This is a genomic window from Paraburkholderia jirisanensis (assembly GCF_054782355.1).
Map to the genome: position 1 here is coordinate 92,780 of NZ_BAAGSQ010000027.1, position 26,163 is coordinate 118,942.

The following is a 26,163-nucleotide window of genomic DNA, read 5'->3' on the forward strand; positions in this document are numbered from 1 at the left end:
GCACGACACGCGCCGCCCTGCTTCCAGGTGCGACGCGTTGCCCGACCGCATACCGCCGTTAAGCCAGCAGCACCTTCGCGTGATGCGCGATGTGATCCTCGACGAACGTCGAGATGAAGTAATACCCGTGGTCGTAGCCAGCATGGCGCCGCAACGTCAGCGGCTGCCCCGCGGCCGCGCACGCTGCCTCGAACAGATCCGGGTTTAGCTGCTGCTCGAGAAACTGATCGGCCAGCCCCTGATCGACCAGAATCCCTTCCTTGAACCGACTGGATGCGCGCGCAACCAGTTCGCTTGCGTCGTACTGACGCCATGCGTCGCGATCGTCGCCAAGATAGCCGCTGAACGCCTTTTGCCCCCACGGGCAATGCATCGGCGCGGCGATCGGCGCGAATGCCGACACCGACCTGTACAACTGCGGATTGCGCAACGCCAGCATCAACGCACCATGTCCGCCCATCGAATGGCCGAAGATACCGAGCCGCGACGCATCGATCGGCAAGCTCGCGCACACCAGTTCGCGCAGCTCGTCGCGCACGTACGAGTACATCCGATAGTGCTTCGCCCATGGCTCGCGCGTCGCGTCGACATAAAACCCCGCACCGACGCCGAAGTCCCACGCATCGCTTTCCCCCGGCACGCCCGCGCCGCGCGGACTGGTGTCGGGCGCGATCAGCGCGATGCCGTGCTGCGCGGCAAAGCGCTGCGCGCCGGCCTTGATCGGGAAGGTCTCTTCGGTGCAGGTGAGCCCCGCCAGATAGAACAGCGCCGGCACCTTGCCGTGCGCGGCCTGCGGCGGCAAGAATGCGGCGAAGCGCATCGGCAGACCGATGGTCTGCGAATCGTGCTGATAAAAATGCTGCACGCCGCCGTGGCAAGCGTGCGAGGAACGCGTTTCCGGCATGGCTGCCTTCCAGGTAGAAGTAGAAGCGGAGTTAGTAGATCACAACCGAGCGGATCGACTCGCCCTTCTTCATCAGGTCGAAGCCTTCGTTGATCTGGTCGAGCTTCAGGTGGTGCGTGATCAGGTCGTCGATATTGATCTTGCCTTCCATATACCAGTCGACGATTTTCGGCACGTCGGTGCGGCCGCGCGCGCCGCCGAACGCCGAGCCCCTCCACTGACGGCCCGTCACCAGCTGGAACGGCCGCGTGCTGATTTCTTCGCCGGCTGCCGCCACGCCGATGATGAACGACTGGCCCCAGCCCTTATGCGTGCACTCGAGCGCCTGGCGCATCAACTTGGTGTTGCCGACGCATTCGAACGAATAGTCCGCGCCGCCGTCGGTCAGCTGCACGATGCGGTCGACCACGTTCTCCACTTCAGTGGGATTGATGAAGTCGGTCATGCCGAACTTCTTCGCGAGCTCGACGCGACCCGGATTGATGTCGACACCGATAATCTTGTCCGCGCCGACCATTTTGGCGCCCTGGATCACGTTCAACCCGATGCCGCCAAGGCCGAACACGACCACGTTCGCACCGGCTTCCACTTTCGCCGAATACACGACCGCGCCGACACCGGTGGTCACGCCGCAGCCGATATAGCAGACCTTGTCGAACGGCGCATCCTCGCGGATTTTCGCCACCGCGATTTCCGGCACCACGATGTAGTTCGAGAACGTGGACGTGCCCATGTAGTGGAACAGCGGCTTGCCATCCAGTGAAAAGCGCGACGTCGCATCCGGCATCAGGCCCTTGCCTTGTGTGGTGCGGATCGCCTGACACAGGTTGGTCTTGCGCGACAGACAGAACTTGCACTGGCGGCACTCAGGCGTGTAAAGCGGAATGACGTGATCGCCCTTCTTCAGCGAGCCGACGCCCGGCCCGACGTCGACCACCACGCCCGCGCCTTCATGACCAAGAATTGCTGGGAACAGCCCTTCCGGATCGGCGCCCGACAGCGTGTAGTAATCGGTGTGACAGATGCCCGTCGCTTTCACTTCGATCAGCACTTCGCCGGCACGCGGCCCCTCGAGGTCGACTTCTTCGATCGTCAACGGTGCGCCGGCTTTCCATGCGATGGCTGCTTTGGTCTTCATTGGCTGTTCTCCAGGGGTTCGATTGACGATTCAGATAGCGGAATGCGTCGCTGCGCGCACGCTATTGTCTCATCGCGCGCGGGCGGCACCGCGCCCGTCTGCAGGCCCGACGCGCGTATGCGTGCATGTTCGCCGGGTCACAACGATCTGTAAAGAAGCAATCGGTGTGCATAAAGCGCGCGCTGTTTCCGGTCGCGATGAAAAGCTTTTCACTTAGAATCGGTGAATCATCGTGATGACCAATGCGCGAGACCAATGACTCGAAGGGGTGATTCGTGGGCAAAAAAGGCGCGACACAGATAACGTCGATGAAAGACGTGGCGCAGCTGGCGGGCGTATCGGCCATGACGGTGTCACGCGCGATGCGCAACCCCGACAGCGTGTCGCCGGCCGTGCTCAAGAGCGTGCAGCGCGCGATCGACAAGAGCGGCTACGTGCCCAATCGCGTGGCGGGCAACCTGTCGTCGAACCGCACGTCGGTGGTCGCGCTGATGATCCCGAGCCTGCGCAATGCGCTGTACGCCGAGATGATCAAAGGCATCTCGGACGTGCTGTCGCGCAACAACCTGCACCTGATGATCTCGGACAGCGGCCTCGATCTGCAGGAAGAGGAAAAGCTGGTCGCCGAGTACGTCGCGCAGCGCGTGTGCGGGGTCATCCTGCACAACACGAAGCACACGCCACGCACCGTCGATATGCTGCGCAAGAGCGCTACCGCCTGCGTCGAAACCGGCAATCTGACGTCGACGCCGATCGACATGGTGGTCAGCTACTCGAATCACGCAGCCGGCAAGGCGATGGCCGAGCATCTGCTGGGCCTCGGTTATCGCCGGTTCGCGTTTGCGAGCTTGCCGGTCGCGAGCAGCGAGCGGCTCAGGCAGCGCCGCAACGGCTTTCTCGCGGGGCTGCGCCGCGCGGGTATCGAAATCGATCCGGCGCTGCTGCTCGAAGTGGAGCCAGGCCTCGAGAGCGGCGCACACGCACTTGCGGACGTGATCGCGCGTGCGCCGCGCACCCAGGCGGTGTTTTTCGCAGGGGATGTGCTGGCCGCGGGTGCGATCTTCGAATGCCAGCGGCGTGGGCTGGAGGTGCCCAAACGCATCGCAATCGCCGCATCGGACGACAACGACCTGATGCAGAACATGGTGCCGCCGATTACGACGGTGGCGTTCCCGCGCTATGAAATCGGCGTGCGCAGCGCCGAAATGATCGTCGCGCGCGGTGCGGATGAGCCGGTCGGCGCGCCGCGTGTGGATCTCGGTTTCAGCGTGATTCAGCGGGGCAGCACCTGAGATGCCTGGCGCGCGCTCGTGCCATGTGGCGCGCATGGCGTGTAACGCGTGATACGCCGCACGACACGCGTCACGCGTCACGCGGTACCCGGCACGCAGCATACCGCCCGCACCACGCGCTACCGTTTGCCCGCGCCCTCTTCCATCGCCTTGAGCGCAGCGACCAGCGCGAAGCGCGATTGCTCGACCGCCTGTCCTGGCTCCGCACACCGCGTGCTGTAGTAGAGATCGCGTCCAAGGCTGATGATGTCCGGATTGCACGCCGCCGTGCAATCGGCAAGCTCGATCGCCCGCGGTAGCACGTCGTCCGCGGGCATCGTCTCATTCACCAGATGCAGCTCGCGCGCCTCGCCGGCACTTAGCAGACGAGCACGATAGATCAGATCGAACAGCACCTTCTTTGGCAGACAGTCCTTGACGATCGCGAGCGCAAGAAACGGAAAAAGCCCGTGCGCGATCTCCGGCAAACCGAGCGTAGCGGAGTGATTTGCCACCGCGAGATCGCATGCCGCGACGAGGCTGAAGCCACCGGCATGCGCGTCGCCGTTGATCGCCGCGACAAGTGGTTTGCCCAAACGACAGATCGCGCGCTCCATGTCGGCAAAGGCGCGCGCGAAGCCGAGGCGTCCGTCGCTGGTAGCGCCCGCGCTCAGGAAGTCGCCGCCCTTGCAGAACACGTCCCCTTGCCCGGTCAGCACGCAGCCCGAGATGGAGCGGTCGACGCGCGCGGCTTCGAGCAGACGCGCCGCCTGCTCCGCCATCGCTTGCGTTACGCGGTTCTCCCGTGCCGGGCGATTCATCACCAGTATCTGCACGCGACCGTGCATACGCGTGTCGATCGTGCCTGCTGCAACTTCGCTCATTCACATGCTCTCCTGAGTCAACTTCAGCTGCGGGCTTCGCCGACGCGCGCCGCACCTTCGCGCGGTACCGCCGCACGAGGGTAATAGCGGCCAAGCCACGCGAGAATCACGAATGCAATGCATCCGTATAGGGCAATCAGCTGCATGCCGCCGGCGGTGCTGCCGGTCGCATCCTTGATCGCGCCGACGACGAACGGCGCGGCAAATCCCGACAGGTTGCCGAGCGAATTGATCACCGCGAAACCCACTGCCGCCATCGCGGGACCGAGCAGCCCCGGTACTAGCGCCCAGAAGATCGGTAGCGCCGCGTATACGCCAAACGCGGCCACGCATAGCAGTGCGAGTTCGACAGGCGGGGATGGTGCGACCGTCGAGCCGCCAAGCCCAATGATCGCGAGCGCAATGGGCAGTAGCTGATGAAAGCGCCGTTCGTTGCGCCGATCGGAACGCTTACCCCACCAGATCATGCCGAAGCCACCGACTGCAAACGGAATGGCCGCGACAAAGCCGGTTTCGAGCAGCGTCAGATGGAAACCTTTGACGATCTGCGGCAGAAAGAAGCTAAGCGCGAAGTTGAACGCGACCAGCCCGAAGTACGCGGCGGCCAGCAGCAACACCATCGGACGTCGCGCGATATTCCAGAAACCGTGTTCGTTCACCGGCACGCGCCGCTGCCGCTCGAGTTCGAGGGTCCGCACAAGCCACTGGCGCTCTTCCGTGTCGAGCCACTCCGCTTGCGCGGGGCTATCGCGCAGCACCTTCAACACGACAACCGCGAGAATCAACGAAGGAACCGCTTCGACGATGAACATCAACTGCCAGCCCTTCAATTCCATCACGGGATCGAGCCCGAGCAGCCAGCCCGAGACCGGCCCGCCGATCACACTGGCAAAAGGCATCGCCGCCATAAACACGCCGACCACCCGGCCGCGATAGGCAGCAGGCACCCAGTAGGTCATAAACAGAATCACACCGGGGAAGAAGCCCGCTTCAGCGATTCCCAGCAGAATCCGCACCACATAGAAGCTGCGCTCGCCGACCACCCACGCGGTCGCGGCCGATATCACGCCCCACGTAAGCATGATTCGCGCGATCCAGCGGCGCGCACCATAGCGCTCGAGGGCAAGGTTCGACGGCACTTCGAAAAAGAAGTAGCCGATAAAGAACAATCCGGCACCGAGGCCGAACACCGTATAAGAAAAGCCGAGATCCCGGCTCATCGTCAGCGCCGCGAAGCCGACGTTGACGCGATCGAGAAACGAAACGACGAAACACACCACCAGGAGAGGCACGAATCGGCCCAATACCTTGCGCATCGTGCGCGACTCGACTTCGTCCATGGCGCTCCCTGCAAGCGTGATGCGTAACTGATGTGACCGTGACGACCACGTTATAGGGTCCCGCGCGGGCCGGCGAGTATCCGTGAAAACCCTTCGACGCCATGCGGCAATCGCGTCATGTCCGCGCAAACGCCTGCTGCGACGGCGTTTTGTGCGCCATAGACAAAAAAGTTATCGATAACAAAAACAGCGCGATGCCTTGCACTGCGCGTCATGTTATCGATATCATTAATTCCACTGCCATCGATCTGGAGAACGTCTTGAGCCGCTCAGCCCAATTCCGCGAACTGCTGAAATCGCCGCCATTCGTCTGCCTTGGCGCGCACGATGCGGTCACCGCGATGCTCGCCGAACAGGCCGGCGCGAAAGCGATCTACGTCAGCGGCTTTGCCGCTTCGGCGATCGTTGCCGGTCAGCCCGACGTCGGCCTGCTGACGCAAACGGAGATGTTCGAGCACATCCGGCGCATCTGCCGCGTGACGAAAGTGCCGGTATTCGCCGATGCCGATACCGGCTACGGCGGCACGCTCGACGCACAGCGCACGATCCGCCTGTGGGAAGAAGCCGGCGCATCGGTGCTGCATCTCGAAGATCAGGCCGTACCGAAGAAATGCGGACACTTTGCGGGCAAGCAGCTGGTGTCGAAAGAGGAAATGCAGCAAAAGCTCGCAGCGATGCTGGCCGCGCGTAGCGATCCGGATTTCTTCGTGGTGGCGCGCACCGATGCGATTGCAGTGACCGGCTTGAACGATGCGATCGAGCGTCTCGAAGCGTATGCGGCGGTCGGTGCGGACGGCCTCTATGCCGACGCGCCCGAAAGCATCGACCAGATGCGCGAACTGGTGCGCCGGCTCAAGCCGCTCGGCAAGCCGATCCTGTTCAACATGGCGCGCTCGGGCAAGAGCCCTTATCTGTCGATGAAGGAAGTCTACGAAATCGGCTTCGACTATGCGCTGTGCCCGATCGAGCCGATGTTCGCGATGCACAAGGCGGTGAAGGAGATGATGGAAATCTTCATGCGCGAAGGCTCGACCAATGCGGTGGCGGACCGGCTTACTTCGTTCGAGGAGTTCAACCGGTTCGTCGGTCTGGAGCAGGCGGTTGACGAAGAACGGCGCTATACGCGCTGAACTTCTGCGGCAGCGCGCGCAGCAGGGCTAGCCGCAAGTCCCCTGCCCGCGCGCAATGAATGGACCGCCCTTCGCGGATTGCCCTTCGGGACAGCACGTCCCGACTGCACTGCGCCCGCGGTCGCCCCGCGGCGTCACTCTGACGTACCGACCGGCTGTATGCCACGCCACTCCGGTGAACCCGCAAGCCGCTGCAACTGCGCGAGCATTGCTACACGCACCACCTCCGCCGCCGCGGATAGCGGCACGCCAGCCGGCAAACACAACGACAACTCTCGCTGCAACAGCGCATCGTTGAGCACGCGCGCGGTAATCCTGCGTTGCGCGATATCCTCGGCAAGCGCACTCCACGGCAACGCGGTTACGCCGATTCCCGCAGCCGCGAGCCGTATCAGCAAATCGGTCGCGCCGACTTCCGCGGCGAGCCGGTAAGGAAGATGCGCCGCCAGCAGCGCACCCTCGATGCGGCTGCGAATCGTGCTCGGCGGGCTCGGCAGCAAAAGCGGCTGCGCGGCGAGCTCAGCCAGCGTGATCGAAGAAGGCTCGGCATGCTGCCTACGGGCCGCGGCACCACGGCCCGCGTGTGCGCCGCGACCATATCGCTGCACCACGTACAGCTGCTCGTAAAACAACGGTGTGAGTGCAAGGCCGCGCATCGGTTGCGCGTCGACCGCAATCGCGAGATCGAGCGCACCTTGCGCGACCAGACCGACCAGCTCCGCACTCGGACGCTCGACCAGTTCCACGAGGATATCCGGATAGCCGCTGAGCGCGGTCAGCAGCGGCACCGCCAGCATCCGCGCGGTGCTGCCCGGGATGCCGAGCGCCACGCGCCCGGAAGGACGCGCCATTTCATGATCGATCGCCGCGCGCATGTCGTCGATCTGCCGCAGCAGCGTACGCGCGTGGCGAAACACGATCTCTCCCGCCGCAGTGACGCGCATGCCTTGCGGCCCGCGCTCGAACAGCCGCCCGCGCAGTTCCGCCTCGAGGTTCGCCAGCTGCTGGCTCAGCGCGGGCTGCGCGACGTGCAGCGCGTCGGCCGCGCGCGTCATGTTGCCGTGTTCGACGATCGCCGCAAAGTAGCGCAGCTGGCGTAGTTCCATGCGTTTTTCTCCGTACACGCAGGCGATAAACAGACGGCAAACAGCCGATAAGTTTGCCTTATCGACCAATCTCAATTTCGTATTTTTACATATCGCTGTGCCTCCCTATACTCCCCGGAACACAAAAAAGCCGCCGCGCCGATGCAACCCGCACGGCGCGCCACACACAGCGCCGCGTGGGGCGCCTCAGGAGACAACACATGACTTCCCTTTCGGGATCCTTCCAGCTCAGCGACGCGCAAGAAGCGGTATGCCGCAAGGTCGTCGCGCGTCTGACGCCGGTGCTGTTCCTGAGCTACCTGTTCTGCTCGATGGACCGCTTCAACATCTCGTTCGCACAACTGCAGCTGCACGAATCGCTGAAGTTTTCCGATTCGATTTACGGTCTCGGCGCGAGCCTGTTCTTCGTCACCTATGTGCTGTTTGAAGTACCCGCCAGCATGCTGCTCAAGCGCTACGGCGCGCGGCGCCTGTTCTGCACGATCATGGCCGGCTGGGGCCTGTGCTCGTCGGCGATGCTGTTCGTGCGTACCCCGCACGAGTTCTACGCGGCGCGGTTGCTGCTCGGCGTGCTCGAAGCGGGCTTCTACCCAGGCGTCATCTACTACCTGAGCAGCTGGCTGCCGCAAGCGCATCGCAGCAAGGCGATTGCGATCTTCGCGTCGGGCATCGTGATCGCCGGCGTGGTGGTCGGGCCGCTGTCGGGCTGGATTATGACGGCCTTCGACGGCGCTCACGGACTCGCCGGATGGCAGTGGCTGTTCCTGCTCGAAGGCATGCCGAGCGTCGTGATGGCTGTCGCCTGTGCGGTGCGCCTGTCGGACAGCCCGCAAACCGCAGCATGGCTGTCGCGCGACGAAGCCGCCACGCTCGAAACCTGCCTCGCGGCCGATCGCGCCAGCAGCAGCATGCGCCTCGGCGGCGATTCGGTCGGCTCGCTGCTGCGCGAGCCCAAGGTGTATCTGTTCGCGCTCGTGTTCTTCTGCGCGACCTCGGGCATCTACGCGCTCAACTTCTGGGTGCCGAGCATCATCAAGGGCTTCGGCATGAAAGACCCGCTGCACATCGGCCTGTATTCGGTGATTCCGTGGGGCAGCGCCGCGCTTGCGACGATCCTGATCGCGCGTCACTCGGATCGCACCGGCGAGCGCCGCTGGCACTTCGCGGGCACCGCATTCGCCGGCGCCTGCGGGCTCGCGCTATCGGCGATGCCCGGCACGCCGATGTGGCTGGCACTCGGCTTTCTCAGCGTTGGCGCGATCGGCGTATCGGCCACGCTGCCCGTGTTCTGGTCGATGCCGAGCGCCGCGATCGCGCCGTCGCTGGTGGCGGGCGGACTGGCCTTCATCAACAGCATGGGCGCGAGCTCCGGCATCGTCGCGCCCTACGCGATCGGCCTGATGAAAGAAGCAACAGGCTCGTTGACCTCAGGCTTGTATCTGCTCGCTGCGGTGCTGTGCGTGGGCGGCCTCGTGCTGCTCGCCATCGTGCCGCGCCGTCCGGCCTCGCATGGGCTTCCCGGTCAGCACGAGTTTCCCGGCCAGCATGGTCAGTCCGGTCAGCACGACGCGCCAGTCGTCGCGCACGCGCGCACCGTCGATCGCTAACGCGCCCCCTTCAATACGGAGTCATCCACATGCATTCGCTGCCGAACGATCTCGACCGCCCGCTCGAGGGCGTCAAGGTGCTCGAACTGTCGCAGATCATGGCCGGCCCGACCTGCGGTCTGATGCTCGCCGACCTCGGCGCCGACGTGATCAAGGTCGAACGCTATCCGCAAGGCGACGACGCGCGTCGCTACCGCCGCGCCGGCGACAGCGGGCTGCCGCCGTCGTTCATGATCCTGAACCGCGGCAAGCGTTCGATCGCGCTCGACGTCAAGCATCCCGATGGCCGCGCGGCGTTGCTGCGGCTCGTCGCGCAGAGCGACATCCTGACCGAAAACTTCCGCACTGGCGTGATGGAGCGGCTCGGTCTCGACTACGACACGCTGCGCGCAATCAATCCGGCACTCGTGTATTGCTCGATCACCGGTTACGGCCGCACCGGGCCGCTTGCGTCGCGCGGCGGCTTCGATCTGATCCTGCAGGCTTTCAGCGGCCTGATCAGCGTGACCGGCGAGGAAGACGGCGAACCGGTCAAGCCGGGCGTATCGATCGCCGACGTCAACGCCGGCATTCTCGCCGCGTTCGGCTCGCTCGCCGCCTACACCCGGCGCTTGCGCACCGGGCGCGGACAGCGCGTCGACACGTCGCTGCTGCAGGCGTCGATGCAGCAGATGTATTGGCATGCTGCCGCGTACTTCTCGCGCGGCATCGTACCGAAGCCGGCCGGCACCGCACACCCGCTGATCGCGCCGTATCAGGTCTACCAGTGCAGCGACGGAGGCCTCGCGATCGGCGGCGCCAACGAGACGAACTGGCAACGCGTCGCCCAGGTGCTCGGCCATCCCGAATGGCTCGAGGACCCGCGCTTCGATACACCCGACATCCGGCTCGCGAATCGCCGCGAGCTGGCCACGCTGATCAACGCGGTGCTCGCCAGCGATACGCGCGCGGCATGGACCGCGCGCTTCGAGGCCGCGCAGGTGCCGTGCGGCCCGGTGCAAACGGTCGGTGAAGCGCTTGATCACGAGCAGAACCGTGCGGTGCGCATGGTCGTAGACGTGCCGGCGCCCGAAGGCGGCACGATGCGCGCGCTCGGTCTGCCGGTGCTGTTCGACGGCACCTCGACGCTAGCCGAGACGCCAGCGCCGCGAGTCGGCCAGAATACGGCCGAGGTGCTGCGCGAATTCGGCTTTGCCGAATCCGAAATCGGCTCGTTGCTCGACTCGGGCGCGGCACACCAGAGCGAGCAGGCCGGCGTTCCCGCTGCCGCCGCAAACTGACCCCTACCCAAGCGCAACCTTTTACACATGGAAAGCCAGATGACAGCAAGCGACGATGCGATCCTCACCGAGATCGACGACGGCGTCGCACGTGTGACGCTGAATCGCCACGAACGGCGCAACGCACTGACGTTCGCGCTATGGAACCGCCTCGGCGACACCTTCGATGCATTGAGCGAGCGCCGCGACGTCCGCGCGATCGTGCTGACCGGCAACGGCACCAGCTTTTGCGCCGGTGCGGATATCTCCGAGTTCGGCACGGTGCGCGCCGACGCCGCCCAGGCGCTGGAATACGAGCATGCGTATGAAGGCTGCTGCAACCGCATCGCCGCATCGCCGAAGCCGACCATCGCCGCAGTCAACGGCTTTTGCATGGGCGGCGGCTGCAACGTCGCGATGTCGTGCGACTTCCGCTTTGCAGTGCCTGCCGCCCGCTTCGCGATTCCCGCGGCGCGGCTATCGATCGTGTACGGCGTGGCGGGCACGCGCCGGCTGCTGTCGCTGGTCGGGCTGGCCAACGCGAAGCGGATTCTGTACTCCGCTCAAACCTTCGACGCCGCACGCGCGCTCGACATCGGCTTTATCGACGAAATCGCCGACGATGCGCTGGCCGCCGCGCTAGCCTTCGCGCAGCAGCTCAAGGACTGCGCGCCGCTGACGATCTCCGGCTCGAAAACGATGCTCGACGCGCTGGCGTCGGGAGCCGGCACGCTGCGCGACGAGGTGGTCGAAAAGCTGCTGGAAGGCGCCGCGCAAAGCTACGACTATCGCGAGGGCCGCGCTGCCTTCGCGGAAAAACGCGCGCCGCGCTTTCGCGGCGAGTAGGTGAAGCAAATACGTCCGGCAAACCAGCCACGCAAAGGAAGTCCTCGACATGTCGGGTTATCAGTTTCAGTCTCCTAACAAGCTGATCGTCGAAGCAGGCGCTGCCGCGCGCATCGGCGATATCGCGGCAGCATTGCATGCGGATTCGGTGCTGCTGGTTTCGGATCGCGGCGTCGAGCGCGCCGGCCTGCTCGAACGTCCGCTGCGCCATCTGCGCGAGCGGGGCATTGCGGTCGAGCTGTTCGCCGATGTCGAAGCGGACCCGTCGGCCGCCACTGTCGAAACCGCCGCGGCACGTGCACGCGCGTGCCGCGCGGACTGTGTGATCGCGATCGGCGGCGGCAGTCCGATGGACATCGCCAAGCTGGCGGCCTTGCTGGCCAACGGCGACATCGCACTCGAAGCGATCTACGGCGTCGGCAACGCACGCGGCACGAGGCTGCCGCTGGTGCTCGTGCCGACCACCGCGGGCACCGGCTCCGAGGTGACGCCGATCTCGATCGTCACGACCGGTGAGGGGGAAAAGAAAGGGGTGGTGTCCGAGATCCTGCTGCCCGACATCGCCGTGCTCGACGCCGAGCTGACGCTCGGCCTGCCGGCGCACGTCAGTGCCGCCACCGGCATCGATGCGATGGTGCATGCGATCGAAGCCTATACCAGCAAGCGGCTGAAGAATCCGATCTCGGATTGCCTCGCGCGCGAAGCGCTGCAGCTGCTCGGCGCGAATCTCACGCGAGTCTGCACGAACGGTGCCGACGTGATCGCACGAGAAGCGATGCTGGTCGGCGCGAACCTCGCCGGCATGGCGTTCGCGAATGCGCCAGTGGCCGCGGTGCATGCGCTTGCGTACCCGATTGGCGCGCGCTTTCACGTGCCGCACGGTTTGTCGAACTCGCTGGTGCTGCCGGCTGTGATGCGCTTTAACCTGTCGCACGCCGCGCCGCTGTATGCCGAGCTTGCGTCTTTGCTGCTGCCGGCAATCGGCGGCAGCGAAAGCGCACGGGCCGAAGCGCTGATCGGCTGGCTCGGCGATGCGGCGGCACGCCTCGGTCTGCCGGTGCGCCTCGCACAGGTCGGCATCGGCGCCGACGATCTGCCGCAACTCGCCCACGACGCGATGCTGCAAACCCGCCTGCTGATGAACAACCCACGCGAAGTCGGCTATCACGATGCACTCGCGATCTACCGGGAGGTTGCATGAGCAACGCACGCGAACCGCGCTGGCAGCGCGCCGAATTCGCGGCGTGGCGCACCGTCACGACCCGCTGGTCGGACAATGATATTTACGGACATGTGAACAACGTCGTCTACTACTCGTACTTCGATACGGCAGTCAACGTCTGGCTGATCGAAGCGGACCTGCTGACGCTCGCCGGGCGCGAACCCGCGCTCACGCAGCCGATCGGCCTCGTGGTCGAAACGCAGTGCCGCTATTTCGCGCCGCTCGCGTTTCCGGATAACGTAAGCGTCGGCATACGCGTCGCGCACATCGGCACCAGCAGCGTCAAATATGAGCTTGCGGTGTTCCGCAACGACGATGAAGCGGCAGCAGCGCAAGGGCATTTCGTGCACGTCTACGTCGACCGTGTCACACGCCGCCCGGCGGCGCTGCCGGCCGCGTGGCGGCAGCGCCTCGAGCAGTTGCAGACGGAGCGGCAAACGATCTGAGCCGGCTTTTCAGCATCTCAACAGGAGCAGCAATGAATCTCGAACTACACGGCAAGACGGCCCTGATCACCGGCGGTTCGCGCGGTATCGGCCTTGCCTGCGCGCGTACGCTAGCAAGCGAGGGCTGCGCGGTGCATCTCGTATCGTCGAACGCGCAAGCGCTCGAAGCGGCACGCAGCGAACTCGAAGCGCAGTCCGCCGTGCCGGTGCGCGCAACCGCGGCAAATCTGGCCGACCCAAAGGCGCGCGCGGCATTACTCGAAGCCGCAGGACCGATCGATATCGTCGTCAACAACGCCGGCGCGATCCCGGGCGGCGGATTGCAGGAAGTGGACGACGCCGTGTGGCGCGCGAGCTGGGAGCTCAAGCTGTTCGGCTATATCGATCTCGCGAAACTCGTGCTGCCGGCGATGATGGAACGCGGCAGCGGCGTGATCGTCAACATCATCGGCATTGCGGGTGCGATGCCGCGCCAGGACTATATTTTCGGCGCTACCGCGAATGCAGCGCTGACCGCGTTCACCCAGGCGGTCGGTGTACACGCCACCACGCGCGGCGTGCGCGTAGTGGGCGTCAACCCCGGCCCTTGCGCGACCGAACGGCTCGAAAAACTGTTCAGGGCCCGCGCACAAACGAAGCTCGGCGACGCGTCGCGCTGGAAGGAGCTGCTCGGCAATCTGCCTTTCGGGCGCGCTTCGGAACCCGAAGAGATCGCCGATCTCGTCGCGTTTCTTGCGTCCGCGCGAGCGTCGTATCTGAGCGGCGTGGTGATCGACGCGGATGGCGGCGCGATATACCGGTAGAGCTGGAACCTGCTGCGGTCCGGGCCGGTTGATGCAACGTCAACGTCGACGTCATGCATGTCATCCGGCCTGCCCGGCGAACCAACCTTCGACACGACCGTATAGATCGATGAAGCGCGCATAGCGGCCGGCGATCGCACGATCGCCAACTGGCGCAGCCACCCGCGTGGCGGTCGGCGCGAGCGCGGCAAGCTGGTCCGGGCGCAAATGCCCGCAAGCCAGCGCGCCGAGTAAAGCCGCACCACGCGCAGCCGCATTCGGACAATCGACCGCATGCAGTTCGACATCCAGCGCATCGGCAAGCAGTTGTCGCCAGCGTGCGTCCACCGATCCGCCGCCCGCAAGGCGCAACGCGCTGACCTTCGCACCGCTGTTGCGGATCGCATCAAGCCCGGCGCGCAGCGAAAATGCCACGCCTTCGAACGCAGCCCGCATCAGCGCGCCGCGCGTCGCGCCTAGCGCGAGCCCAAGCCAGCCGCCGCGTGCCGCCGGGTTCAGCCAGGGCGTACGCTCGCCAGTCAGGTAAGGCAGAAAGGTCACGCCGCTCGCATCGGCAGCCGGATCGAATGCAGCACGATATGCATCGGCCCATTCAAACGACAGCAGCCCGCGCGCCGTTTCCAGCGCCACACCGACGTTCTGCATCGCCGCCATCCGATACCAGTGGTCGCTTGCCGCGCGATAGCGATGCAAGCCTGGCGCCGCCTGCGGCGCGTCGCTCGACAGGACGACGATCTGACCGCCGGTGCCGGTCGTCAGCAGTGCGTCGCCGTCGTGCGCGAGTCCGCTGCCAAGCGCAGCGCATGGGGTATCCGCCGCACCGACCGCCAGCGTGGTGCCGGCCCGCAAGCCGAGTTCGCGCGCCGCATCGGCGGATAGCGCACCGCCCGGCGCAAATGAAGGCGCGAGCGGCGCAAACCATTCGCGTGGCAATCCGAGGCGCTCCAGCAAAGCAACATCCCACACGCCGGCAGGGTCCGCTAGCGCCGTCGCACACGCGTCCGATGCATCGGTCACGAGTGCGCCGCCGAGCGCGACACGCAGCCAGTCTTTCGGTTGCAGCGCCCAACGCGTTGCCCGCGCGGTGTGCGGTTCATGCTGGCTGATCCAGCGCAGCAGCGGCCCCGCCATGCCGGGCGCAACCGGATTCGGCTGCGGCGCGGGCCACGCATCGAGTAGCGCAAGCGCTCGCGTGTCAGGCCATAGCATCGCCGGCCTGACCGGTTTGCCTTGCGCATCGGCGAGCACCACTCCGTGCATCTGCCCGGAAAAGCCGATCGCCTGAACCGCTGCGCGCTGCGCTATAGGCAAGCGCGCGGACGCTTCACACAACGCACGCCACCAGGTATGCGGGTGCGTTTCCGCCCAACCGGGATGCGGCGTTTCGATCGCATACGCGGCACTCGCCATCGCGGTCTCGCGGCCATCGTCGTCGATGATGGCCAGTTTCAGGGATCCGGTGCCGAGGTCGATGCCGAGAAAGGACATGAGTTGAAAGTGAGATCGTGGACAGCGTTGAAGATGCGTCGCGCGGGTTAACCCCGATCGGTGCTTCACTGCATTCGAACCACAAGATGTGCCGCGCGCGATACACATCATATCGAACGCAATACGGCCCTGGCCGCTTGCATCGGCAATCGCTTGACGCATGCCTTCGGCCCGCCGCCCTGATACCGCGGGGTACTCGGCCCAAGCAGGCCGCAGCGCCGTGCACAAACACGCTGCGCCGGGTCGCCGCGCATATCAGCACTGCAAAGCCCGACATAGCCATACGCAGTCTTGTTGCGCATTTTCGTCGCGCATACCGTGAAGGACATTTCACGAACCAGATCGGGAGACAGACATCATGCAAGCGAACACGGTCCATCCGTGCGACGAGCGGCTGCCCGCCGGCCAGTTGCTGACGCTCGGCATTCAGCACGTCCTCGTCATGTATGCCGGCGCGGTTGCGGTGCCGCTGATCATCGGCAGTGCGCTCAATCTGCCGAAAGACCAGATCGCCTTTCTGATCAGCGCCGATCTTTTCTCATGCGGCATCGCCACGCTGATCCAGACGCTCGGCCTGTGGATCTTCGGCATCCGGCTGCCGGTCATCATGGGATGCACCTTTGCAGCGGTCAGCCCGATGATCGCGATCGGCACCAACCCGAATCTCGGCATTCTCGATATCTTCGGCTCGACGATCGCCGCGGGTGTAATCGGTATCCTGCTCGCGCCGGCCATCGGCAAGCTGTTGCGCTTCTTTCCGCCGGTCGTGGTCGGCGTGGTTATCTCAGTAATAGGACTATCGTTGATGGAGGTCGGCATCAACTGGGCCGCCGGCGGCGTCGGCAATCCCGACTACGGGAATCCGGTTTATCTCGGGCTGTCGCTGGTCGTGTTGATGCTGATCCTGCTGATCAACCGCTTCGGCAAAGGTTTTATCGCGAACATTTCGGTGCTGCTCGGCATCGTCGCGGGCTTCGTGATTGCCGCGTTGCTCGGCCGCGTCAACATGGACGGCGTGACAAACGCACCATGGATCGGCTTCGTGATGCCGTTTCATTTCGGGCTGCCGCATTTCGATCCGCTGTCGATCGCGACGATGGTCACCGTGATGTTCGTCACGTTCATCGAATCGACCGGCATGTTCCTCGCGGTCGGCGATATGGTCGAGCGGCCGGTCGATCAGAAGACGCTGGTGCGCGGGCTGCGTGTCGACGGCCTCGGCACGTTGATCGGCGGCATCTTCAACTCGTTTCCGCATACGTCGTTCTCGCAGAACGTCGGGCTGATCGGCGTGACCGGCGTGAAAAGCCGCTTCGTGTGCGCGACGGGCGGCGTGATCCTCGTGCTGCTCGGCCTGTTTCCGAAGATGGCGCAGGTGGTTGCGTCGGTGCCTGCGTTCGTGCTCGGCGGCGCTGGCATCGTGATGTTCGGCATGGTGGCCGCGAACGGCATCAAGGTGCTGTCGAAGGTCGACTTCGCAAAGAATCATCACAACCTGTTCATCATCGCTGTCAGCATCGGGCTTGGCCTCGTGCCGGTCGTGTCGCCGCACTTCTTTGCGAAGCTGCCGCCCGCGCTGTCGCCGCTATTGCATAGCGGCATTCTGCTTGCGTCGGTGTCGGCAGTCGTATTGAATCTGGTGTTCAACGGTGTGCAGAGCGAACGGGCAGCCGGGCGCGGTCTGCGGCGCGCAAGCCACAGCACCGGCGACGACAGCGGCGAGCACGGCGACGAACGCGCCGCCGGCGACCCGTTGATGCGCGCCGCCGATCTGCACTAAAGCACTGCGACTTGCGCATGCATGCGTTGACCCGCGGTGCGCGAGCCGGACTCCTGATCGACGCTTATCCGGCACCACCCCTGGCCATTCGGACGAATGGCGGCGACGACATGGCATTCATAAAATGGACCGCTCGTCGTTCCATTCCATGCAATGCCGCAACACGCACTACAGGTCGCCGTCGAAGCCGTATCCGAGCCCGCGCAGCGCTTTCGCGAAATTACCTTTCGCGGCGTCCGGTGGGACCTCAGCCATCTCGACTCCTTCACGTTCAAGACAGCACTTGAGCCCGGACTTGATATCACCGTGCTCGTGCTGTTCTCGTGCCATTGCTTCTCGCATAGCTTTCGTTGGGACGAACGCCCACGTTCGCTGATCCCCGCTGACGAAATCTACGACGATGGGCGCGAACAACGTGTGCTCAATCCGGTTCGTTACGAACTGTCGCGCAGCCTTCTGAAAAAAGTCGTCACGAGCCTGCCATCGCGGCGCATCGTAGTCGCGGACGAACGCCAGCCCAATTTCGTCACGCTCGAAAACGTGAACGCCGACGGTTCGACATCGATGTATGCGATTTTCTTCGAAGCGCAACGAGACAAGAGCCGCAAGCGCCGGATGATCCTGCGCATTCAGTCAGCTTATGTGCTCGACGACGGACTGACGAAACGCCAGACGAAGGCGCAAAAAATCGGCTTCGCAACGCTGATGCGTGCGACTTATCTGGGAAAGAAGCTTCGAGGATAAGCGCGGCGAGCGGGGCCGCGCTTTGAACATGCGCCAGAAACGGCGATAAACAAGCGATAGGCGGACGACAACCCAAGGCCTTAAGCTGGCCCGTCAAACCAGAGGCCAGAAAAGCCAAAGGCCACCTTACGGTGGCCTCTGTATGCGGGGCTCTCTATCTGCCTTGTGGCAGAACTCCCACTCCAGGTGGGACCCGGTTACCCGGGCGGCGCTACGTTTTTCTCACCCGCTCGTACGTAGTTTTCAAGCAAGGATTCTATCGCTCGCTCGCCTCTCGGTCAACCTGGCCGATCAGCCAACGCCCCTCAGCTCGCAGCCGCCGACGATGCCGCCGCCGGCGCGTGCGGCGCATCGCCGTAGTCGACGGGCGCATCGGCCGGCCGCGGCGCCTCACCGGCGCGCTCGATCCAGCCGCCGCCGAGTGCCTGATAGAGATCGACCAGATTCGACAGACGCTGCACGCGTGCATTAGTCAGCAGCAGCTGCACGGTGTACAGATCGGTCTGCGCGGTCAACACCGCGAGGTAACTGTCGACGCCGTTGCGATAGCGCAGATCGGATAGATCCAGGCGGCGCTGCTCCGCGAACGTATCGCGCTCGAGCGCCGCGATCTGCTGGTCGAACGTGCCACGTGCCGCGAGGCCGTCAGCCACTTCGCGGAAGGCTGTCTGGATCGCCTTTTCGTACTGCGCGATCTGGATGTTCTTCTGCACGTTCGCGAGGTCGAGGTTCGCCCGGTTCGCGCCGCCTTCGAAGATCGGCACCGTGATCTGCGGCGCGAAGCTCCACGCCGCCGAACCCGGTTTGAACAGACCGCCGAGCGTCGGGCTCAGCGTGCCGATGTCGCCGGTCAGCGTGACGCGCGGGAAGAACGCCGCGCGCGCCGCGCCGATGTTCGCGTTCGCCGCCAGCAGTTGCTGCTCGGCTTCCATGATGTCCGGGCGCCGCACCAGCAGATCGGACGGCAGGCCTGCCGGAATATCGGTCAACAGTTCCTGCGAGTGCAGGTCGCGGCCCGACGGCAGGTCGTCCGGCAGCGGCTCGCCGATCAGCAGCGCGAGCGCGTTCTCGGCCTGCGCTCGCGCGCGCGCTTCGGTCTGCAGGTTTGCCTTCGCCTGTTCGACAACCGTTTCCGCCTGACGCAGATCGAGTTCGGAGCCGGTGCCCGTTTCGTACTGCAGCTTCGTGATGTTGTACGAATCCTGCGCGGTACGCAGCGTGTCCTGCGTGACCTTCAACGCCTCGTCGAAACCGAGCACGGCGATGTACTGATCCGCAACCGATGCGACCAGCGCGATTTCCGCCGCCTTGCGGGCCTGTGCGGTGGCCAGATACTGCGCGAGCGCCTGGTCTTTCAGGCTCTGGATGCGGCCGAAAAAGTCGATTTCCCACGACGCATTGAGCCCCACCGAATACTCGTTGGACACCGTCCTGCCGAGCGACGACAGATTGCGCGGCGTGCGCGACTTGCTCTGCGAAGCGGCGGCCTCGATCGACGGAAACAGCTCGGAGCGCGTGATCTGATACTGCGCACGCGATGCCTGAATGTTCAGCACCGAAACGCGCAAGTCGCGGTTGTTCTTCAGCGCGATCTCGATCAGCCGCTGCAGCCGCTCGTCGACGAAGAAGTCGCGCCAGCCGATATCGGTCGCGGCCTCGCCACGCGCGCTGCGCGCGCCCTGCTCGGGCACCGGCTGCGTGTCGTACACGCCGCCTTGCGGGAAGGTGCCCGACACCGGTGCGCCCGGGCGTTCGTACTTCGGCGCCAATGTGCAGCCGGCGGCGAGCAATGCCACCGTCGCTGCGATCAAAGTATGTTTGAGCATCTTAGTGTCCTTCCTTGCCCGAACCATCCGACGCGCCGTCCGACGGAGCGCCGCCCGACGGATCATGCGGATGGTGCTCGTTGTAGTGCTTGAGCGCCTCGTCCGGATCTTCCTTCTCACCGCTGAAGCTGCCGCGGATCACGACGAAGAACATCGGGATCATGAAAATGGCGAGGAAGGTCGCGGTCAACATGCCGCCGATCACGCCGGTGCCGATCGCGTGCTGGCTCGCCGAGCCTGCGCCATTGCTGATCGCCAGCGGCATCACGCCGAGAATGAACGCGAGCGAGGTCATCAGGATCGGCCGCAAGCGCAGGCGCGCGGCTTCGAGCGCCGCTTCGACCGGGCCCATGCCCTGCCCCTGCTGCAGCTCGCGCGCGAACTCGACGATCAGAATCGCGTTCTTCGCGGACAGCCCGACCGTGGTCAACAGACCGACCTGGAAGAACACGTCGTTCTCGAGCCCGCGCAGCGTCGCGGCGAGCAGTGCGCCGAGCACGCCGAGCGGCACCACCATGATCACCGAGAACGGAATCGACCAGCTTTCGTACAGCGCCGCAAGACACAGGAACACCACCAGAATCGAGATGCCGTACAGAATCGGCGCCTGCGAACCCGACTGGATTTCCTGGAACGACAACCCGGTCCACTCATAGCCGATGCCGGCCGGCAGCTGCTTCGCGAGGGCTTCAATCGCCGCCATCGCCTGGCCGGTACTCTTGCCCGGCACCGCCGCGCCCTGGATTTCCACCGCCGAAATACCGTTGTAGCGCTCGAGCTTCGGCGAACCGTAGGTCCACTTGCCGTCGGTGAACGCCGAGAACGGCACCATCCCGCCGGACATATTGCGCACGTACCAATCGTTCAGGTTCTCCGGCGTCATCCGGAACGGCGCGTCGCCCTGCACGTACACTTTCTTGATCCGGTTGTCGGCATCGAGGAAGTTGTTCACGTACTGCGAGGCCCACGCGATCGAGAAAGACTGGTCGATCGCCGACAGTTGCACGCCGAGTGCCGCCGCCTTTTCCTGATCGATCGTCACCTTGAACTGCGGCGTGTCGTTCAGGCCGTTCGGACGCACCTGCGTGAGCACTGGGTCTTTCGCGGCCATGCCGAGCAACTGGTTGCGTGCGGCCATCAGCGCTTCGTGGCCGAGGCCGGCGCGGTCCTGCAGTTCGAAGTCGAAGCCTGCGGCCGTGCCGAGTTCCGGAATCGACGGTGGATTGACCGGGAACACCGCAGCGTTCTTGTACGTCGAGAAATGCCCGAACAGACGGCCCACCAGCGCCTGCACTTTCTGGTCGGACTTCTGACGCACCGCATAGTCCTTCATCCGCACGAACACGAGGCCGGCATTCTGGCCGCGACCGGCAAAGCTGAAGCCGTTCACCGTAAAGGTCGACTCGACGATGCTCTTCTCGTCGGTGAGCAGATAGTCGGACACGTCCTTCAACGCGCGCGCGGTGGTTTCCTGGGTCGAACCGGACGGGGTCTGCACCAGCACGAACATCGTGCCCTGATCTTCGTTCGGCAGGAACGACTTCGGCAGACGCGTGAACAGCAGGCCCACCGCGACGATCACCACCAGATAGATGATCAGCCAGCGGCTCGAGCGTTTGATCACGTGGTGCACGCCGCTGTGATACTTGTCGCGGCTCTTGTCGAAGGTGCGGTTGAACCAGCCGAAGAAACCCTTCTTCTCTTCGTGATGACCCTGCGGAATCGGCTTGAGCAGCGTCGCGCACAGCGCCGGCGTCAGAACCAGCGCGACCAGCACCGACAGCACCATCGCCGCGACGATCGTCAGCGAGAACTGCCGGTAGATCGCGCCCACCGAGCCGCCCGAAAACGCCACCGGCACGAACACCGCCGACAGCACCAGTGCCACGCCGATCAGCGCGCCGGTGATCTGGTCCATCGCCTTGCGGGTCGCGTCGCGCGGCGACAGGCCTTCTTCGCTCATCACCCGCTCGACGTTCTCGACCACCACGATCGCATCGTCGACCAGCAGGCCGATCGCGAGCACCAGCCCGAACATCGACAGCACGTTGATCGAGAAGCCCACCGCGCTCATGATCGCGAACGTGCCGAGCAGCACCACCGGCACCGCGATCGTCGGAATCAGCGTGGCGCGCAGGTTCTGCAGGAACAGGTACATCACGAGGAACACCAGCACGATGCCTTCGATCAGCGTCTTCACGACGTCTTCGATCGACAGCCGCACGAACGGCGTGGTGTCGTACGGGTACTTGACGATCAGGCCGTGCGGGAAGTACGGCGCGAGATCGTCGATCTTCTGGCGCACCAGCTTGGCGGTTTGCAGCGCGTTTGCACCGGTCGCGAGCTGGATACCGAAGCCGGCCGTCGGCGCACCGTTGTACTTGGTGTCGACGTTGTAGTTCTCGCCGCCGAGATCAATGCGCGCGACGTCCTTCATGCGCACCTGCGAACCGTCCTGGTTCACCTTCAGCAGGATGTTGCCGAACTGCTCGGGCGTGGTGAGCAGCGACGCTTCAGTGATGGTGGCCTGCAGCACCTGGCCCGGCACCGACGGCGTGCCGCCGAGCGAGCCGCCCGCCACCTGCACGTTCTGCGCGACGATCGCCGACTGGATGTCGACCGGCGTCAGCCCGTAGTTGTTCAGCTTGTTTGCGTCGAGCCAGATCCGCATCGCGTACTGCGTGCCGAACAGCGTGACGGTGCCCACCCCGTCGATCCGGCTGACCGGATCCTGCACGTGCGACGCGACGTAGTTCGCCAGGTCGTACTTGCTCATGCTGCCGTCCTGCGACACGAACGCGAGCACCAGCAGGAAGCTGCTGCTCGACTTCGTGACCTTCGTGCCGAGCTGCTGCACGACCTGCGGCAACAGCGGCGTGGCGAGCTGCAGCTTGTTTTGCACCTGCACCTGCGCGATGTCAGGATTGGTGCCGGCAGCGAAGGTCAGCGTGATGGTCGCGGTGCCGAAGTCGTCGGATGTCGAAGACAGATACAGCAGGTGGTCCAACCCGCTCATCTGCTGTTCGATCACCTGGGTGACGGTGTTTTCAACCGTCTTCGCCGAGGCGCCCGGGTAGGTCGCGCTGATCTGGACCGACGGCGGCGCGATGGTCGGGTACTGTGCGACGGGCAGCGTGAAAACCGACGCAAGGCCCGCCAACATCAGCACGATGGCGATCACCCATGCAAAGATCGGGCGATCGATAAAGAACTTTGCCATGTAACCGGCTCCCTGTAATTACGCGCCGGATGCGGCAGAGGCGGCTTGCGCCGCTGGTGCGGCCGGCGCGACGGAAGCCGCCGGCGAGCCTTGCGCGGCGGCGTCGGAAGCGGCAGCCGCCGGCAGTTGCGCGGGTGTCGTGCGAACCTTGTTGCCCGGATGCACCTTGTCGACGCCCTGCACGACCACGCGATCGCCCGGGTTCAGCCCGCTTTCGACCACCCAGTTCGAGCCGTACGTGCCGCCCGTGGTGAGCGTGCGAACCTCGATCTTGTCGTCCTTGCCGACCACCAGCGTGGTGGGCTGCCCCTTCTGGTCGTGCGTAATGCCGACCTGCGGCACCAGCAGTGCGTTCTCGTTGATGCCTTCCTCGATGCGCGCGCGCACGAACATGCCGGGCAGCAACACACGGTCCTTGTTGTCGAAGATCGCGCGAATCGTCACCGAGCCGGTGGTCTGATCGACGGTCACGTCGGTGAACTGCAGCTTGCCGGTCTCGCCATACGGGCGGCCGTCTTCGAGGATCAGCGAGACTTTCGCGGCGTTCGGCCCGCTGGTCTTCAGGCGGCCGCTCTGAATGTCGCGGCGCAGCCGCAGGCCTTCGAGGCTCGACTGTACGAGGTCGACGTACATCGGGTCGAGCTGCTGCACCGTGGACATCAGCGTGGCCTGGCTCGCCTGCACGTAAGCGCCCGGCGTGACCTGCGAAATGCCGACGCGGCCGGTGACCGGCGACACCACATCCGTATAGCCGAGGTTGATCTGCGCGGTATCCACCGATGCCTTGCCGGCCGCGACATCCGCCGCGGCCTGGCCTTCGGACGCAACCGCGTTGTCGTAGTCCTGCTTGCTGACCGCGTTCGCCGCGACCAGCACCTTATAGCGGTTCGCCTGCGCGGTGACGGTAACGAGATTGGCCTGCGCCTTCGCGAGCGCCGCCTTGGCGTTGTTCAGCGTGGCGATGTACGGCGCCGGATCGATCTTGTACAGACGCTGCCCGGCCTTGACCTCGCTGCCTTCGGTGAACTCGCGCCGCAGCACGATACCGTCGACCCGCGCACGCACCTGTGCGACGAGGAAGGCGCTGGTGCGGCCCGGCAGCTCGGTAATGACCGGCACCGGGAGGGGCTGCACCGTGACGATACCCACTTCGGGGTCTTGCGGCGGCGGAGCTGACTGTTTTTGTCCGCAGGCCGCCAGCGTGACGGCGAGCGCCGCAGCAGTAGGCAGGCTGAACATAGCCCAGCGGATGGGAACCCGTTTGACGCGCATGGAGCAACCTCTGTCTGAGACTGAGAAGGAAAAAGCACGCACCGATACCAGGATCACGGCACGTACTGGCGCCTTTTCGACGCCCGCAACCGGACGAAAGCCAATGGCAACGCGCGACCTGCGCGCGTAACCCGCAGGGGCGATGGGGGCCGGACCGGGAATTGCCGTACCGCGCCGCAGCCTTGCAGCAAGGCGGACGCCAAGGTATTTGTAAGCAACAGTGACGGATATTAACCGGTCAGGTTAGCTGGGTCATCCGATCGTTTAGGGTGCTATTATAGATACGTTCACGAATGCATGTAAAAGGTTATTCACATTCCCGCAAGCGCCCTGCGTGGAACAGCAACTCCCTGAAAGCGCATCGGCGAGATGATCTTTATTCGTCGACGTTTAAAAACTCAGGGAAATCTGCAATTCAAGCTGGTCTGGAGATATGGTCCGACGTACCAAGGAAGAGGCGCTGGAGACGCGAAACCGCATCCTCGATGCGGCCGAACAGGTCTTTTTCGAGAAGGGGGTTTCTCGCACTTCGCTTTCAGATATCGCGCAGGCGGCAGGCGTTACGCGCGGCGCGATTTACTGGCATTTCGCCAACAAGGGCGATCTGTTCACCGAGATGTTCGACCGCGTGCTGCTGCCGCTCGACGAACTGAAAGCCGCGTCGCTCGATCCGGACGATCCGGATCCGCTGGGCCGGCTGGTCGATATCCTGACAGGCATCCTGCGCAACACCGCGCTCGATCCGCGGCAGCGCCGCGTGTTCGACATCCTGTTTCTGAAGTGTGAGTTCGTCGAGGAAATGGGCCCTGTGATGGCGCGCCATCAGACCAACATGCGTGAAGGGCTCTCAAATATAGGAGGCGTGTTGCGCAACGCGGTGGCGCAGGGGCAATTGCCGGCCGATCTGGATACGGCGCGCGCGGCGTCGGTGCTGCATGCGTTCGTCGGCGGTGCGCTGCGCGACATGCTGTTTTTGCCGGAGGCGATCGACGTCGGCATCCACGCGCGGCAACTGGTGGAAAGTCTGTTCGACGCGTTGCGCTACGGACGCTCGCTGAGAACCAGCCGGGATGACGGCGCCACCGGGTGACGCCAACGGAATGCAACGCGGAAGGCGGCGCACGCCGCCGTACCGGTTGCTAGGTACCGCCGAACCAGCGCGCCACATACAGCAGCAGCGCGACAAAAAAGATCATCGCCGCCCACGCCCAATGCGGCACCGCATGCGGCGTCGGCTCGTGATGCGCGCGGGCGCCGAAGGTCGAATGCATCGCGCGGCCGGTCAGCGTGCCGTCGTGCTCGTGCCGCGCGCGGCGCGCCACGCCGGCGAGACTGATCGGGCGCAGGAACACATGCTGGCGGCGCGGTGCGGTGCCGCGCGCTTCGTTGGGCCCCTGGCCGTGCTTCGCCTGCACTACCGCGCAGAACTCGGTGAAGAAATCGTCGGCCAGTTCATGCAGCGCGTTTTCGATCTGACGCGCCGGCAACTCGGCGAGCGGGCCCGTCGAAGTCGCCCACACTGAATAGTCGATCCGCGTGCTCGGCGCATCCGGCGCAGCGCGATCGCCATCGGACAGCGCCACGTCGATCTGCCCACGCAGCGAGCCGACACCGCCGGCGCGCGCCTTGAAGTTGAGCGTGCGCCGGCGCGCGTCACCCTCCGCTGCACTGCCGCCGCTCGCCACATGCGCGCGCACTTCATAGTGCGCACGCAACGGCCCGAGCGGCACGGTCAAGGTCAGCGCATATTCGCCGCCGGCCAGCCGCGTGAACGACTCGCAATTGTCGAGACTGGCGCGCAGCAACGCGAGGTCCTGCAACGCATCCCAGACTTCGGACGGCTCGAGCGGAATTTTCAACGCGTTGTTCAGTTCCAT

At 64.6% G+C, this 26,163-nt stretch carries 21 protein-coding genes; 11 read left to right on the forward strand and 10 right to left on the reverse strand.

Annotated elements, in window-relative coordinates:
- Positions 1–58: 58 nt before the first annotated feature.
- Together fghA and ACYVNQ_RS23195 are read right to left on the reverse strand one after the other, a co-directional pair.
- Entirely contained in the window at positions 59–904 is an 846-nt protein-coding gene (gene fghA, locus ACYVNQ_RS23190; RefSeq protein WP_460905067.1) for an S-formylglutathione hydrolase, read from the reverse strand.
- A 31-nt stretch (positions 905–935) separates the two neighbouring features.
- Positions 936–2,042 carry an S-(hydroxymethyl)glutathione dehydrogenase/class III alcohol dehydrogenase gene (locus tag ACYVNQ_RS23195; protein WP_460905068.1) on the reverse strand — a complete coding sequence of 369 codons (1,107 nt, stop codon included), beginning with the start codon at positions 2,040–2,042 and terminating at the stop codon, positions 936–938.
- Between the two features lie 308 nt (positions 2,043–2,350).
- Here ACYVNQ_RS23195 and ACYVNQ_RS23200 point away from each other — a divergent pair, with 308 nt between their 5' ends.
- Entirely contained in the window at positions 2,351–3,334 is a 984-nt protein-coding gene (locus tag ACYVNQ_RS23200) for a LacI family DNA-binding transcriptional regulator (protein ID WP_460905069.1), read from the forward strand.
- A 119-nt stretch (positions 3,335–3,453) separates the two neighbouring features.
- Here the strand turns inward: ACYVNQ_RS23200 and ACYVNQ_RS23205 are convergent, their stop codons facing one another.
- Positions 3,454–4,197 (reverse strand): enoyl-CoA hydratase/isomerase family protein, encoded by a 744-nt coding sequence (locus ACYVNQ_RS23205; RefSeq protein ID WP_460905070.1) that lies wholly within the window; start codon positions 4,195–4,197, stop codon positions 3,454–3,456.
- A gap of 23 nt (positions 4,198–4,220) precedes the next feature.
- Positions 4,221–5,537, reverse strand: a complete 1,317-nt coding sequence (locus ACYVNQ_RS23210; protein WP_460905071.1) for an MFS transporter — start codon at positions 5,535–5,537, stop codon at positions 4,221–4,223.
- 260 nt (positions 5,538–5,797) lie between these two features.
- Here ACYVNQ_RS23210 and ACYVNQ_RS23215 point away from each other — a divergent pair, with 260 nt between their 5' ends.
- A complete protein-coding gene (locus ACYVNQ_RS23215; RefSeq protein ID WP_460905072.1) occupies positions 5,798–6,667 on the forward strand; it encodes an isocitrate lyase/PEP mutase family protein in 870 nt (289 codons plus the stop codon).
- A gap of 134 nt (positions 6,668–6,801) precedes the next feature.
- On the opposite strand, the gene ACYVNQ_RS23220 is transcribed toward ACYVNQ_RS23215, so the two are convergent.
- Entirely contained in the window at positions 6,802–7,773 is a 972-nt protein-coding gene (locus ACYVNQ_RS23220) for a LysR substrate-binding domain-containing protein (RefSeq protein WP_460905073.1), read from the reverse strand.
- A gap of 200 nt (positions 7,774–7,973) precedes the next feature.
- Between ACYVNQ_RS23220 and ACYVNQ_RS23225 the strand changes: the two genes are divergently transcribed.
- From ACYVNQ_RS23225 to ACYVNQ_RS23250, 6 genes are read left to right on the forward strand one after another with little or no spacing between them, the layout of a single operon-like run.
- Positions 7,974–9,380 carry an MFS transporter gene (locus tag ACYVNQ_RS23225; RefSeq protein ID WP_460905074.1) on the forward strand — a complete coding sequence of 469 codons (1,407 nt, stop codon included), beginning with the start codon at positions 7,974–7,976 and terminating at the stop codon, positions 9,378–9,380.
- Positions 9,381–9,409: 29 nt separating this feature from the next.
- Positions 9,410–10,660 carry a CaiB/BaiF CoA transferase family protein gene (locus ACYVNQ_RS23230; protein WP_460905075.1) on the forward strand — a complete coding sequence of 417 codons (1,251 nt, stop codon included), beginning with the start codon at positions 9,410–9,412 and terminating at the stop codon, positions 10,658–10,660.
- 39 nt (positions 10,661–10,699) lie between these two features.
- A complete protein-coding gene (locus ACYVNQ_RS23235) occupies positions 10,700–11,485 on the forward strand; it encodes an enoyl-CoA hydratase-related protein (RefSeq protein ID WP_460905076.1) in 786 nt (261 codons plus the stop codon).
- Between the two features lie 49 nt (positions 11,486–11,534).
- Positions 11,535–12,686 (forward strand): iron-containing alcohol dehydrogenase, encoded by a 1,152-nt coding sequence (locus ACYVNQ_RS23240; protein WP_460905077.1) that lies wholly within the window; start codon positions 11,535–11,537, stop codon positions 12,684–12,686.
- On the forward strand, positions 12,683–13,153 hold the full coding sequence (locus ACYVNQ_RS23245; protein WP_460905078.1) for an acyl-CoA thioesterase: 471 nt from the start codon (positions 12,683–12,685) through the stop codon (positions 13,151–13,153). The genes ACYVNQ_RS23240 and ACYVNQ_RS23245 overlap by 4 nt, the downstream gene beginning before the upstream one ends.
- A 32-nt stretch (positions 13,154–13,185) precedes the next feature.
- Positions 13,186–13,956: a short-chain dehydrogenase/reductase gene (locus ACYVNQ_RS23250; protein WP_460905079.1), complete on the forward strand. Its 771-nt coding sequence runs from the start codon at positions 13,186–13,188 to the stop codon at positions 13,954–13,956.
- Between the two features lie 60 nt (positions 13,957–14,016).
- Here ACYVNQ_RS23250 and ACYVNQ_RS23255 read toward each other — a convergent pair whose 3' ends face one another.
- Positions 14,017–15,444: a xylulokinase gene (locus tag ACYVNQ_RS23255; RefSeq protein ID WP_460905080.1), complete on the reverse strand. Its 1,428-nt coding sequence runs from the start codon at positions 15,442–15,444 to the stop codon at positions 14,017–14,019.
- 358 nt (positions 15,445–15,802) lie between these two features.
- On the opposite strand from ACYVNQ_RS23255, the gene ACYVNQ_RS23260 reads away from it, so the two are divergent.
- Both ACYVNQ_RS23260 and ACYVNQ_RS23265 read left to right on the forward strand, forming a co-directional pair.
- On the forward strand, positions 15,803–17,224 hold the full coding sequence (locus tag ACYVNQ_RS23260; RefSeq protein WP_460905081.1) for a nucleobase:cation symporter-2 family protein: 1,422 nt from the start codon (positions 15,803–15,805) through the stop codon (positions 17,222–17,224).
- Between the two features lie 153 nt (positions 17,225–17,377).
- Positions 17,378–17,968 carry a hypothetical protein gene (locus ACYVNQ_RS23265; RefSeq protein WP_460905082.1) on the forward strand — a complete coding sequence of 197 codons (591 nt, stop codon included), beginning with the start codon at positions 17,378–17,380 and terminating at the stop codon, positions 17,966–17,968.
- 305 nt (positions 17,969–18,273) lie between these two features.
- Here the strand turns inward: ACYVNQ_RS23265 and ACYVNQ_RS23270 are convergent, their stop codons facing one another.
- The 3 genes from ACYVNQ_RS23270 to ACYVNQ_RS23280 are packed head-to-tail and all read right to left on the reverse strand — an operon-like array spanning position 18,274 to position 24,286.
- Positions 18,274–19,794 carry an efflux transporter outer membrane subunit gene (locus tag ACYVNQ_RS23270; protein WP_460905083.1) on the reverse strand — a complete coding sequence of 507 codons (1,521 nt, stop codon included), beginning with the start codon at positions 19,792–19,794 and terminating at the stop codon, positions 18,274–18,276.
- Position 19,795: 1 nt separating this feature from the next.
- On the reverse strand, positions 19,796–23,014 hold the full coding sequence (locus ACYVNQ_RS23275; protein ID WP_460905084.1) for an efflux RND transporter permease subunit: 3,219 nt from the start codon (positions 23,012–23,014) through the stop codon (positions 19,796–19,798).
- Between the two features lie 18 nt (positions 23,015–23,032).
- On the reverse strand, positions 23,033–24,286 hold the full coding sequence (locus ACYVNQ_RS23280) for an efflux RND transporter periplasmic adaptor subunit (protein WP_460905085.1): 1,254 nt from the start codon (positions 24,284–24,286) through the stop codon (positions 23,033–23,035).
- Positions 24,287–24,719: 433 nt separating this feature from the next.
- Between ACYVNQ_RS23280 and ACYVNQ_RS23285 the strand changes: the two genes are divergently transcribed.
- Positions 24,720–25,376, forward strand: coding sequence for a TetR family transcriptional regulator (locus tag ACYVNQ_RS23285; protein ID WP_460905086.1), 657 nt, complete (start codon positions 24,720–24,722; stop codon positions 25,374–25,376).
- A 49-nt stretch (positions 25,377–25,425) separates the two neighbouring features.
- On the opposite strand, the gene ACYVNQ_RS23290 is transcribed toward ACYVNQ_RS23285, so the two are convergent.
- Entirely contained in the window at positions 25,426–26,163 is a 738-nt protein-coding gene (locus ACYVNQ_RS23290) for a CoxG family protein (RefSeq protein WP_460905087.1), read from the reverse strand.

Excerpts from the sequence above, each read along its gene's own strand:
- ACYVNQ_RS23265 (WP_460905082.1), top strand. The coding sequence starts at position 17,378 with ATGCCGCAACACGCACTACAGGTCGCCGTCGAAGCCGTATCCGAGCCC.
- ACYVNQ_RS23255 (WP_460905080.1), bottom strand. The coding sequence starts at position 15,444 with ATGTCCTTTCTCGGCATCGACCTCGGCACCGGATCCCTGAAACTGGCC.
- ACYVNQ_RS23230 (WP_460905075.1), top strand. The coding sequence starts at position 9,410 with ATGCATTCGCTGCCGAACGATCTCGACCGCCCGCTCGAGGGCGTCAAG.
- ACYVNQ_RS23205 (WP_460905070.1), bottom strand. The coding sequence starts at position 4,197 with ATGAGCGAAGTTGCAGCAGGCACGATCGACACGCGTATGCACGGTCGC.
- ACYVNQ_RS23285 (WP_460905086.1), top strand. The coding sequence starts at position 24,720 with ATGGTCCGACGTACCAAGGAAGAGGCGCTGGAGACGCGAAACCGCATC.
- ACYVNQ_RS23195 (WP_460905068.1), bottom strand. The coding sequence starts at position 2,042 with ATGAAGACCAAAGCAGCCATCGCATGGAAAGCCGGCGCACCGTTGACG.
- ACYVNQ_RS23280 (WP_460905085.1), bottom strand. The coding sequence starts at position 24,286 with ATGCGCGTCAAACGGGTTCCCATCCGCTGGGCTATGTTCAGCCTGCCT.
- ACYVNQ_RS23260 (WP_460905081.1), top strand. The coding sequence starts at position 15,803 with ATGCAAGCGAACACGGTCCATCCGTGCGACGAGCGGCTGCCCGCCGGC.
- ACYVNQ_RS23275 (WP_460905084.1), bottom strand. The coding sequence starts at position 23,014 with ATGGCAAAGTTCTTTATCGATCGCCCGATCTTTGCATGGGTGATCGCC.
- ACYVNQ_RS23245 (WP_460905078.1), top strand. The coding sequence starts at position 12,683 with ATGAGCAACGCACGCGAACCGCGCTGGCAGCGCGCCGAATTCGCGGCG.
- ACYVNQ_RS23225 (WP_460905074.1), top strand. The coding sequence starts at position 7,974 with ATGACTTCCCTTTCGGGATCCTTCCAGCTCAGCGACGCGCAAGAAGCG.
- ACYVNQ_RS23270 (WP_460905083.1), bottom strand. The coding sequence starts at position 19,794 with ATGCTCAAACATACTTTGATCGCAGCGACGGTGGCATTGCTCGCCGCC.
- ACYVNQ_RS23240 (WP_460905077.1), top strand. The coding sequence starts at position 11,535 with ATGTCGGGTTATCAGTTTCAGTCTCCTAACAAGCTGATCGTCGAAGCA.
- ACYVNQ_RS23210 (WP_460905071.1), bottom strand. The coding sequence starts at position 5,537 with ATGGACGAAGTCGAGTCGCGCACGATGCGCAAGGTATTGGGCCGATTC.
- ACYVNQ_RS23290 (WP_460905087.1), bottom strand. The coding sequence starts at position 26,163 with ATGGAACTGAACAACGCGTTGAAAATTCCGCTCGAGCCGTCCGAAGTC.
- ACYVNQ_RS23220 (WP_460905073.1), bottom strand. The coding sequence starts at position 7,773 with ATGGAACTACGCCAGCTGCGCTACTTTGCGGCGATCGTCGAACACGGC.
- fghA (WP_460905067.1), bottom strand. The coding sequence starts at position 904 with ATGCCGGAAACGCGTTCCTCGCACGCTTGCCACGGCGGCGTGCAGCAT.
- ACYVNQ_RS23250 (WP_460905079.1), top strand. The coding sequence starts at position 13,186 with ATGAATCTCGAACTACACGGCAAGACGGCCCTGATCACCGGCGGTTCG.
- ACYVNQ_RS23235 (WP_460905076.1), top strand. The coding sequence starts at position 10,700 with ATGACAGCAAGCGACGATGCGATCCTCACCGAGATCGACGACGGCGTC.
- ACYVNQ_RS23200 (WP_460905069.1), top strand. The coding sequence starts at position 2,351 with ATGAAAGACGTGGCGCAGCTGGCGGGCGTATCGGCCATGACGGTGTCA.